General features: G+C 68.3%; 12 protein-coding genes. 6 read left to right on the top strand and 6 right to left on the bottom strand.

The window, feature by feature from the left end; all coding sequences use genetic code 11:
* The first annotated feature begins 13 nt into the window (after nucleotides 1-13).
* From GKO32_RS34120 to GKO32_RS34110, 3 genes are read left to right on the top strand one after another with little or no spacing between them, the layout of a single operon-like run.
* Nucleotides 14-1678 (top strand): fumarate hydratase, encoded by a 1665-nt coding sequence (locus GKO32_RS34120; protein WP_154761049.1) that lies wholly within the window; start codon nucleotides 14-16, stop codon nucleotides 1676-1678.
* 45 nt (nucleotides 1679-1723) lie between these two features.
* Complete coding sequence (locus tag GKO32_RS34115; RefSeq protein WP_154761048.1) at nucleotides 1724-2011, top strand: type II toxin-antitoxin system Phd/YefM family antitoxin; 288 nt, start codon at nucleotides 1724-1726, stop codon at nucleotides 2009-2011.
* Nucleotides 2008-2397: a type II toxin-antitoxin system VapC family toxin gene (locus GKO32_RS34110; protein WP_208024637.1), complete on the top strand. Its 390-nt coding sequence runs from the start codon at nucleotides 2008-2010 to the stop codon at nucleotides 2395-2397. The genes GKO32_RS34115 and GKO32_RS34110 overlap by 4 nt, the downstream gene beginning before the upstream one ends.
* Here GKO32_RS34110 and GKO32_RS34105 read toward each other — a convergent pair whose 3' ends face one another.
* Nucleotides 2398-2778, bottom strand: coding sequence for an SRPBCC family protein (locus GKO32_RS34105; RefSeq protein ID WP_154761047.1), 381 nt, complete (start codon nucleotides 2776-2778; stop codon nucleotides 2398-2400).
* A 90-nt stretch (nucleotides 2779-2868) separates the two neighbouring features.
* Complete coding sequence (locus GKO32_RS34100) at nucleotides 2869-3333, bottom strand: hypothetical protein (RefSeq protein ID WP_154761046.1); 465 nt, start codon at nucleotides 3331-3333, stop codon at nucleotides 2869-2871.
* A 50-nt stretch (nucleotides 3334-3383) separates the two neighbouring features.
* Here GKO32_RS34100 and GKO32_RS34095 point away from each other — a divergent pair, with 50 nt between their 5' ends.
* A complete protein-coding gene (locus GKO32_RS34095; RefSeq protein ID WP_154761045.1) occupies nucleotides 3384-4613 on the top strand; it encodes an APC family permease in 1230 nt (409 codons plus the stop codon).
* Here the strand turns inward: GKO32_RS34095 and GKO32_RS34090 are convergent.
* On the bottom strand, nucleotides 4610-5002 hold the full coding sequence (locus tag GKO32_RS34090) for a winged helix-turn-helix transcriptional regulator (RefSeq protein ID WP_154761044.1): 393 nt from the start codon (nucleotides 5000-5002) through the stop codon (nucleotides 4610-4612). The genes GKO32_RS34095 and GKO32_RS34090 overlap by 4 nt on opposite strands.
* Before the next feature lie 67 nt (nucleotides 5003-5069).
* On the opposite strand from GKO32_RS34090, the gene GKO32_RS34085 reads away from it, so the two are divergent.
* A complete protein-coding gene (locus tag GKO32_RS34085) occupies nucleotides 5070-5918 on the top strand; it encodes an SDR family oxidoreductase (protein ID WP_154761043.1) in 849 nt (282 codons plus the stop codon).
* Between the two features lie 93 nt (nucleotides 5919-6011).
* Nucleotides 6012-6815 (top strand): alpha/beta fold hydrolase, encoded by an 804-nt coding sequence (locus GKO32_RS34080; RefSeq protein WP_154761042.1) that lies wholly within the window; start codon nucleotides 6012-6014, stop codon nucleotides 6813-6815.
* Here the strand turns inward: GKO32_RS34080 and GKO32_RS34075 are convergent.
* The 3 genes from GKO32_RS34075 to GKO32_RS34065 all read right to left on the bottom strand — a co-directional run bounded on the left by GKO32_RS34075 (nucleotide 6812) and on the right by GKO32_RS34065 (nucleotide 9377).
* Entirely contained in the window at nucleotides 6812-7360 is a 549-nt protein-coding gene (locus GKO32_RS34075; RefSeq protein WP_154761041.1) for a sugar O-acetyltransferase, read from the bottom strand. The two genes, GKO32_RS34080 and GKO32_RS34075, sit on opposite strands and share 4 nt — an antisense overlap.
* A gap of 204 nt (nucleotides 7361-7564) precedes the next feature.
* Nucleotides 7565-8755 carry a M20 metallopeptidase family protein gene (locus tag GKO32_RS34070; RefSeq protein ID WP_154761040.1) on the bottom strand — a complete coding sequence of 397 codons (1191 nt, stop codon included), beginning with the start codon at nucleotides 8753-8755 and terminating at the stop codon, nucleotides 7565-7567.
* Nucleotides 8756-8810: 55 nt separating this feature from the next.
* Nucleotides 8811-9377: a DUF5134 domain-containing protein gene (locus GKO32_RS34065; protein WP_154761039.1), complete on the bottom strand. Its 567-nt coding sequence runs from the start codon at nucleotides 9375-9377 to the stop codon at nucleotides 8811-8813.
* Nucleotides 9378-9467 lie beyond the last annotated feature (90 nt).

The raw sequence follows: 9467 nt of genomic DNA, 5'->3' as shown, positions 1-9467 counted from the left end.
AGGGAGCCGTGCGTTGACCGCCACCACCTCGTTCCAGTACACCGACGTGCTGCCACTCGGCCCCGATCACCACACCGAATACCGGCACGTGACTTCCGAAGGCGTCCGGGTCGTGGACGCGGGCGGGCGGAAATTCCTCGAAGTGGCGCCCGAAGCGCTCACCCGGCTCGCGCGCACCGCGATCACCGACATCCAGCACCTGCTGCGTTCGTCGCACCTGGCGCAGTTGCGCGCGATCGTCGACGACCCGGAAGCCAGCGGCAACGACCGGTTCGTCGCGATGGACCTGCTGCGCAACGCGGCGATCTCCGCGGGCGGGGTGCTGCCGATGTGCCAGGACACCGGGACCGCGATCGTCATCGGCAAGCGCAGCGAGGGCGTGTTCACCGGTGGCGACGACGAACGGGCGCTCGCCCGCGGCGTGTTCGACGCCTACCAGGAACTGAACCTGCGCTACTCGCAGATGGCGCCGGTGAACTTCTGGGAGGAACGCAACACCGGTACGAACCTGCCCGCGCAGATCGAGCTGTACCACAAAGACGGTTCCGGCGACCCGGCCTACGAGTTCCTGTTCATGGCCAAGGGTGGCGGGAGCGCGAACAAGACATTCCTGTACCAGGAAACGAAGGCCGTGCTGAATCCCAAGCGGCTCGCCAAGTTCCTGGATGAGAAGCTGCGCAGCCTCGGCACCGCGGCCTGCCCGCCCTACCACCTCGCCATCGTCGTCGGCGGGATGTCGGCGGAGTTCAATCTCAAGGTCGCGAAGCTGGCGTCGGCGCGGTACCTGGACAACCTGCCGCAGGAAGGATCCGAGCTGGGGCACGGGTTCCGCGACGTGGACCTGGAGCAGCAGGTGCTGGAGATGACCCGGCAGTTCGGCATCGGCGCCCAGTTCGGCGGCAAGTACTTCTGTCACGACGTGCGCGTCATCCGGCTGCCCCGGCACGGCGCGTCGTGCCCCGTCGGTATCGCCGTCTCGTGCTCGGCGGACCGCCAGGCGAAGGCGAAGATCACCGCGGACGGCGTGTTCATCGAGCAGCTGGAACGCGATCCGGCGCGGTTCCTGCCGGAGGTGACCGAAAGCGAACTGTCGGATGAGGTGGTGAGCGTCGACCTGAACCGCCCGATGAGCGAAATCCGGGCGCAGCTGGCGGCGCTGCCGGTGAAGACGCGGCTGTCGCTGACCGGGCCGCTCGTGGTGGCCAGGGACATCGCACACGCGAAGATCGCCGAGCGGCTCGAGGCCGGCGAGGAGATGCCGCAGTATTTGAAGGACCACCCGGTGTACTACGCGGGCCCCGCGAAGACCCCGGAGGGGTATGCCTCAGGTTCGTTCGGCCCCACCACTGCCGGGCGGATGGACTCCTATGTCGCGCAGTTCCAGGCCGCCGGCGGTTCACTGGTGATGCTCGCGAAGGGCAACCGGTCCAAGCAGGTCACCGAGGCATGCCGGCAGCACGGCGGGTTCTACCTCGGCTCGATCGGCGGCCCCGCCGCGCGGCTCGCGCAGGACTGCATCAAGCAGGTCGACGTGCTCGAATACCCCGAGCTGGGGATGGAAGCCGTGTGGAAGATCGAGGTCGAGGACTTCCCGGCGTTCATCGTCGTCGACGACAAGGGCAACGACTTCTTCGCGGAGACCTCCGAACCGGTGCTGCAGATCAGCTTCCGGAGTTGAACCTACGGCGTTGTACACTCAGGTAGGTACACACTGGAGGTGGCGATGACGGCTATATCGGTCCGTGAACTCTCGTACAACCCGAGCGCGGTCCTGTCCCGGGTCGAAAAGGGCGAGACGATCGACGTGACCAGGCACGGTCACGTGATCGCGGTGCTCATTCCCCCGCCACGCAAGCAGAGCCGCTTCGACGAACTGGTCGCCCAGGGTGCGATCCGTCCGGCGGAACGTGGACTGACCACCAGCGATCTGGACCAGTACACCCGCATCGAAGTGCCGGACGACGTGGACCCGCTTGCGATCCTGCTCGAAATGCGCGAGCACGAGCGGTGATCTATCTCGACGCCTCGGCCCTGGTGACTTTCGTCGTACGGCGACGCCACGCGGACGAACTCGACGCATTCCTCTCCGCGCGAAAGGAAACCACTCACACCAACACGATCGGCTTCATCGAGACCGTCCGTACCTGCGATCAGATCGGCGGTTTTCCGAACCTGATGGCGACGTTGCTGCGCGACCACAACGAGATCAAGTTGACCGACGCGATCCGGGACGCGGCGGTCCGCGTGCCGGACACGTTGCGCTCGCTCGACGCCATCCACGTCGCCAGTGCCGAGCTGCTCGGTTCGGAGCTGACGGCGCTCGTGACCTACGACGTTCGGATGGCCGAGGCCGCCCGCAAGGCCGGGCTGCCGGTCGCGATGCCCGGCGCCGAGTAGCTACTGCGCGCCGGGGAACATCGCGGCCAGCCGGTCCAGGCTGCGCTCGATCGCTTCCCTGTTCCGCCGGGGGAAGAAGCTCAGGCTGATCACGACGGGGATGCGGGCGGTGGACCAATCGAAGGTCTCGGTGACCCGCGTACCGCCCTCGGCGGGTTCCAGTTCCCAGCGCCAGCGGTGCCCGTTGAAGTGCCGCCAAGCGATGAGCCGGTTCTCCTCGTACTCCACCACGGTGTTGCCAAGGTCGAGCTTGGCGGGCGAACCGGCCTGCACCGTGCCCGACCCGTCGAGCTTCGGATGCTGCGACGGGTCGGTGAGCAGGGCGAATATTTCCTCAGGCTCGGCCGCGATGACCCGGGTACCTGAGACCTGACGGCGCATGCGGACAGACTAGCCACGCGAAGCGTGTCCGCGGGAACACAGCGGCGCACCGCGGCTCGATCGGGGGCGGTGGTCGGGCGAGGGGCTGGCCTAACGATTCTGCTTGAGGCTCACCAGAAGGATCTTGCGATCGCCCAGCGGATCGTGCAGTGGCACCGAAACCAGCGGATACCGGATGTCCATCGTGCACATCCGCCCCTGGGTGTTCGTCTGCGTCTCCCGCAGGTTGATCACGATCTGCTGCGCGGTTTCCTGCTGCACGTCGGCACTCGCGCGCCCGCAACCGCCCTCCTCGGCGCGGAAGTAGAGCACCTTTCCGTCCGCGCTGACGAACACCTCGCGCGGATAGTCCTTCGGCAGCTTGCTGCTGTCGACCTGCGCTGCCTGGACCGCCATGCTGCCCGCCGGCGGAGTTTGCGCGCTCCACGGCTGCGAGGGCGGTGGCTGCACGGACACCGACGGCGGCGGCGTCGGCCCGGCACCCGGACTGACGTTGTCCGCTCGCTGTCCGCACGCGGTCGCGGTGACGAGGACGATTCCGATTCCGGCAAACATTCCTTTCCACCTCATGCCCGGTAGACGGAACGGAGCGTGCGCAGGGTTGCATGGGGTTAGATGTCAGCGTGACGGAACGGCTGAACCGCCGCTTGGGCACGGGCGACGCGGTGGTCATCGGACTGGGCTCGATGATCGGCGCCGGCGTCTTCGTGGCCTTCGCGCCCGCGGCACGCGCCGCCGGGTCGGCGTTGCTGATCGGGCTGGCCCTCGCGGCGCTCGTGGCCTACTGCAACGCGACGTCTTCGGCTCGCCTCGCCGCGCGGTATCCGTCGTCCGGTGGCACGTACGTGTACGGGAAGGAACGGCTGGGCGAGTTCTGGGGTTACCTCGCGGGCTGGGGTTTCGTGGTCGGGAAGACCGCGAGTTGCGCGGCGATGGCACTGACCGTCGCCGCCTATCTGGTCCCGGCAGGCTGGCGGCCCTACGTCGCGGCCGCGGTGGTGCTCGCGCTGACCGCGCTGAACTATCGCGGGGTGCATAAGTCCGCGCTCGTCACACGCGTGATCGTCGCGGTGACGCTACTCGTGCTCGTCGCCGCGGTGGTGGCGATTTTCTTGTCGGGCAACGGTTCCGGTCACGAGGTGTTCGCGTTCTCGTTCGGCGGGGTGTTGCAGTCCGCGGGCTTGCTGTTCTTCGCGTTCGCCGGGTACGCGCGGATCGCGACGCTCGGCGAGGAGGTCCGCGACCCGGCGCGCACCATCCCGCGTGCGATCCCCATCGCCCTCGGGCTCACCCTCGTCGTCTACATCGCGGTCGCCTTTGCCTTGCTGTACAAGCTCGGCGCGGATGGTCTTGCGTCCTTTGTGGACCCGATCGCGCGGGCTGTGCCGTCGGGGATGGCGCCGGTGGTGCGGGCCGGGGCCGCCGTGGCGGCGCTCGGTGCTTTGCTCGCGCTGGTACTCGGGGTGTCACGGACGACGTTCGCGATGGCGCGGGACGGGCATCTGCCGCGCCGGCTCGCCGCGGTGCATCCACGGTTCGGGGTGCCGCACCGGGCCGAGGTCGCGGTCGGTGTCGTCGTCGCGGTCCTCGTGCTGTTCACGGATTTGCGTGGCGCGATCGGGTTTTCCTCGTTCGCCGTGCTGACCTACTACGCGATCGCCAACGCCAGCGCGTGGACGTTGCGGCGCGGTGTGGTGCCCGCGGCCGGGCTCATCGGCTGCGTGGTGCTCGCGTTCAGCCTGCCGCTGTGGTCTGTGGTCATCGGATGCGCGGTGCTCGCTGTCGGTGCGATCGCCTACTTTTCCCGGCGTGCCAACACTTCCTCACAGGATTAGCGCGCCTTCGCGGCGTCGTATCGGGCGCGCGCCTCGGCCACCTGGGGGACCGCGCTCTCCACCACCTCGATCAGTGCGGTCAGCTTCGCCGCCACCTCCGCCCCGCGGGGCGTCAGGCTGTACTCGACCTTCGGGGGGATCGTCGGCTCGGCTTCACGGTGGACGAAGCCGTCACGTTCGAGGGCCTGCAGCGTCTGCGCCAGCATTTTCTCGCTCACGCCGTCGACCTTGCGGCGCAAGGCATTGAAGCGGAACGGCCCCTCCGCGAGCGCGGCCAGCGCGAGCGTCCCCCACCGGCCGGTGATGTGCTCCAGAATGCCGCGCGACGAACAGTTCCGGGCGAAGACATCCACGACCAGCTGATCGGTCTCCAACCCGTCACCACTCATGTGGATTATGGTAGTACTTACTATTGGTTAGTACAAACCGAGAGAACGCGTCACTGAGGGAGACCACATGATCGTCGTCACCGGGGCCACCGGACAGCTCGGCCGCCTGGTTGTGGAAGGGCTCAAGGCGAAGCTGCCCGCCGAGCAGATCGTCGCCGCCGTCCGCAGCCCGGAGAACGCGGCCGACCTGGGCGTCACCGCGAGGAAGGCCGACTACAGCGATCCCGCGACACTGTCCCAAGCCTTCGCGGGAGCGGACAAAGTGCTCCTGATCTCGAGCAACGCGGTGGGTCAGCGCGTACCGCAGCACCGCGCGGTCGTCGAGGCGGCGCAGGAGGCGGGCGTCGCGCACATCGTCTACACGAGCGCGCCGAAAGCCGACAGTTCGCCGCTCATCCTGGCGCCCGAGCACAAGGCGACCGAGGAGATCATCCGCGAGTCCGGGCTGAGCTTCACGTTCCTGCGCAACGGCTGGTACAACGAAAACTACGAGCCGACCGTGCGGCAGGGCGCGCAGACCGGCAATTTCGTCGGCAGCGCCGGCGAAGGCAAGACATCCAGCGCATCGCGCGCCGACTTCGCGGACGCGGCCGTCGCCGTGCTCACCGGTGAAGGGCATGAGAACAAGATCTACGAGTTGTTCGGCGACATCGCATGGACCCGCGCCGAACTGGCCGCCATGATCTCCGAAGCAGCCGGAAAACCCGTCACCTACACCGATCTGACGCCCGAGGAGCACACGGCGGCACTCCTCGAGGCAGGCCTGCCCGAAGGCCTCGCGCATTTCACCGTCGCATTGGACGCGGACATCAAGAAGGGCCTGATCGGCGAGGTCAACGGGGAACTGCAACGGCTGATCGGCCGGCCGACCACCCCGATGGCCGACTACGTGGCACAGATCGTCAAGTCGATCTGACCTCAACCGTCCTAACGGGACGGTCGAGCGCGGCGATGCTCGCTTGCCTGGGCGGTCGGCAACGTCGTCGCCGCGCTGTGCTTGACTTCGGCCATGGACACCGAGGACGGGACCTGCGCGGTCGAAGACGCCGAACTGCGTGTCCGGCGCCTCGGGGATGGGCCGCCCTTGCTCATGATCCCCGGCGGCGTCGGTGCGGCGGACAGCTACCAGGCCGTCGCCCGGCGGCTCGGCGAGGAATACACCGTCCTGACCTACGACCGGCGCGCACATTTCGGAAGTAACGACCGCACCGCGGGGCCGATCCCGGTCGAACGGCAGGCCGCGGACGCACGCGCGGTGATCCGGCATTTCGGCTTCGGCAAGGCACTGGTGTTCGGGAGCAGTGCGGGCGCCCAGATCGGGCTGGCGCTCGCCGCGCAGCATCCCGAAACCGTGGACGGTCTGGTGGCGCACGAGCCGCCCGCGGTGCGGTTGCTGCCCGATGCCGAGGAGTGGCTGGAGTTCGCCGCGGAACCCCTCGCCCACACCGAGTCCGGCGATCTCATGACGGCGTTCAAGGGTTTTCTCGGCTCCATCGCGGGCGCCGGGCTGCCGGAGGTCGGCACGATCCGGCTGTCCCACGAAGCCGAGTGGCGCGTGCTTTTCACGCGGGAGCTCAGCCGGTTCTACGAGTACCTGCCCGATATCGAAGCATTGCGGCGGTCGCAGGTGCCGATAGTGCTCGCCGCCGGGGAAGGCAGCCGCGGCTACTACCACTACCGCCCGGCGCGGGTGCTGGCGCTCGAACTCGGCCTGCCGTTCGTCGAAATGCCGGGCGCCCACCTCGCGCCGCAGCGCAACGCCGCCGACTTCGGCGCCGCGTTGTCCGCACTGCTCACGGATCTCGTGCTCTAGAGGTCCCGGATCACCCGGCACGGGTTGCCCGCCGCGAACACGCGCGACGGCAGGTCCCTGGTCACCACGCTGCCCGCGCCGACCACGGTTTCGTTCCCCACGGTCACTCCGGGGCAGACGATGACACCACCGCCGAACCAGACATTGTTCCCGATGGTGATGGGCGCCGCCGTTTCCCAGCGCTGACGGCGCAAGTCGTGGTCCTCCATCGGATGCAGGGCCGTCAGCAACTGGACCCGCGGCCCGATGGACACGTCATCGCCGATGCGAATCGGGGCGCAGTCGAGCAAGATGGCGTCGTAGTTCAGAAAGCTGTTCGCGCCGATCTCGATCAGGTAGCCGTAGTCACACTGGAATCGCGGCATGATCCAGGAACTTGTGCCGAACCGGCCGAGTAGCTCGCGAAGCACCGGTTCGCGCTGCTCCTCGGGGCAAGTGTTGAACTCGTCGCACAACCGCTGTGCTCGCCGGCGGTCGGAAACCAGCTCCGGGTCGCTGTCGCGGTAGAGCTCGCCGCGCAGCATGCGTTCCTTGTGATCGCCCATCGCCCCAAATTAGCGCGTCCACCATCGGCGAAACCGCTGTACGCTGGAGTAAGGCGGCGGGCGCCTTCCTCCCCAGTTACGCGCTCGCCGCGGCTCCGGCGCACACTCCCCCTCGGGCGCCGGGGCAACCGGCTCCCGGGCCGCGTCCTCCTCCCCCAGTTCGACGCGCCCGGGGGCCTTCTCCGAGTCCACTGTGGACACCCGTCACGGTGCGAGCCGCCGCGCCGCGAGTTCCGCCAGCAGGGTGGCGGCGTCCGGGATCACCCGATCGTCGAACGCCGCGCGGGGCGAGTGGTTGTACTCGGCGGCGGTGGGATCCTCGGTCAACGTGGCACCGAGGAACACGAACGCACCGGGCACGCGATCGAGCACCCGGGAGAAATCCTCCGAAACGGTCAACGGGTTGGCCAACGGCTGAAAGCGCTCTCCGCCGAAGACCTCGCGGACCGTTTCGGCGGCGAACTCGTGCCCTGACTCGTCGTTGACGGTGACCGGATACTCCGGCTCGTAACGGACTTCGGCGACCAGGCCGTGCGACGCGGCGATGTCCTCGCACAGCCGCACGGCCAGCTCGGCGACTTTTTCCCTTGCCTCAGCGGACAAACTGCGGATGGTGGCTTCGAAACGCGCGTCATCGGGGATGACGTTGCGCCGGGTGCCCGCATGGAAGACGCCGACGGTGACCACGACCGGGTCGAACACGTCGAACCGCCGCGTGACCATGGTCTGCAACGCGGTCACCATCTCGGCCGCGACCGGCACCGGGTCGAGCGCCTGGAACGGCCGCGAGCCGTGCCCGCCGGAGCCGACGACCCGCACGACCAGCGCATCGGACGCGGCCATGAGCGGCCCCGGGCGGGAGCTGAACATGCCGTTGGGCAGAACCGAGGACAGGACATGGATGCCGAACGCGGCGTCAGCGGGGCGGCCGGCGGCCTGGAGAACGCCCTCGTCGATCATGTGCCCAGCGCCGTTCCACCCCTCCTCGCCAGGCTGGAACATGAACACGACGTCCCCGGCGAGCCGGTCGCGGTGCCGGGAAAGCAACCGGGCCGCGCCGACGAGACCGGCTGTGTGCAGGTCGTGACCGCAGGCATGCATCACGCCGTCGTGTTGCGACGTGTACTCCACGCCGGTCTGCTCGGTGACCGGCAACGCGTCCATGTCGCCCCGCAGCAGCACGACCTCACCGTCCCCGCCGTGGCCGCGCAGAACGGCGGTGACGGAGCTCAGGTCCTTGCCGGTGGAGATCTCCAGCGGCAACCCGTCGAGCGCGTCGAGGACCTTTTCCTGTGTCCGCGGCAAGCTCAGTCCGACCTCGGGAATCCGGTGCAGGTCCCGGCGCAGCCGCACCAGGTCTTCGGCCATGGCCGCGGCGTCTGTCCGTAAGTCCATTCCGTCATCGAACCACAGTCCCCCGCCACCGGAGTCCACTGTGGACTGTGCGCACTCAGGCCGGCGTGATCCCCGCGACGAGCATGTACGCCATGCCAAGGCCCATCGCGGAACGGTAGACCGGGCGGGCGATCAGGACCTGCCGTACCGGCGCCCCGCGCGCCAGCCTGGTCGCGGTCACGCCGGAACGTGCCGCATCGAACGCGAAGTATCCGATGGCGAGGACGGCGAGCGCGGGCCAGGCGAGCCGTCCCGGCATCGAGGACATCACCAGCCACGGCCCGTGGTTGAGACCATGCTGGGGCATCGCGCTGATCATGTACAGCATCGCGGTGGCACAGATCAGATGGTGCACCGCGCAACAGCGGCGGCCGCGCAGCGCCGCGACGAAGAACCAGCCCGCCATCAGCGCGAGAACGGCCTGCCAGCCGGCCGCCGGGATCGGCCCGCCGAACGGCGAGACCATTGCAACCATGGCCACCACCATCAGGACCTCGGCGAGGTCCATCTGCCGGATGTCCGGCTCGTACGACTGGAACCGGACCAGCCGGTACACGCTCGGGACGGCGAGCAGCGCGAAGCCCACGGTGAGGCTCCACGCGACGGCGTCCGGGATGTGCATGGCTCCACGTTCGCCGACATCCTGGCAGCCGGTCTAGGGGCAACCAGGTGAAAAACGGCCTCCGGCGTTGTACACCTGTAGCACTGCGGG

Origin of the sequence: Amycolatopsis pithecellobii (assembly GCF_009707865.1) — a bacterium.
Taxonomy (GTDB): Bacteria; Actinomycetota; Actinomycetes; order Mycobacteriales; family Pseudonocardiaceae; genus Amycolatopsis_E; species Amycolatopsis_E pithecellobii.
Note: the sequence above shows the minus strand (reverse complement) of the source record. Positions and strands in the feature narration are given on the sequence as shown.

Excerpts from the sequence above, each read along its gene's own strand:
- GKO32_RS34085 (WP_154761043.1), top strand. The coding sequence starts at position 5,070 with ATGATCGTCGTCACCGGGGCCACCGGACAGCTCGGCCGCCTGGTTGTG.
- GKO32_RS34105 (WP_154761047.1), bottom strand. The coding sequence starts at position 2,778 with ATGCGCCGTCAGGTCTCAGGTACCCGGGTCATCGCGGCCGAGCCTGAG.
- GKO32_RS34075 (WP_154761041.1), bottom strand. The coding sequence starts at position 7,360 with ATGGGCGATCACAAGGAACGCATGCTGCGCGGCGAGCTCTACCGCGAC.
- GKO32_RS34100 (WP_154761046.1), bottom strand. The coding sequence starts at position 3,333 with ATGTTTGCCGGAATCGGAATCGTCCTCGTCACCGCGACCGCGTGCGGA.
- GKO32_RS34065 (WP_154761039.1), bottom strand. The coding sequence starts at position 9,377 with ATGCACATCCCGGACGCCGTCGCGTGGAGCCTCACCGTGGGCTTCGCG.
- GKO32_RS34080 (WP_154761042.1), top strand. The coding sequence starts at position 6,012 with ATGGACACCGAGGACGGGACCTGCGCGGTCGAAGACGCCGAACTGCGT.
- GKO32_RS34115 (WP_154761048.1), top strand. The coding sequence starts at position 1,724 with ATGACGGCTATATCGGTCCGTGAACTCTCGTACAACCCGAGCGCGGTC.
- GKO32_RS34090 (WP_154761044.1), bottom strand. The coding sequence starts at position 5,002 with ATGAGTGGTGACGGGTTGGAGACCGATCAGCTGGTCGTGGATGTCTTC.
- GKO32_RS34070 (WP_154761040.1), bottom strand. The coding sequence starts at position 8,755 with ATGGACTTACGGACAGACGCCGCGGCCATGGCCGAAGACCTGGTGCGG.
- GKO32_RS34095 (WP_154761045.1), top strand. The coding sequence starts at position 3,384 with ATGGGGTTAGATGTCAGCGTGACGGAACGGCTGAACCGCCGCTTGGGC.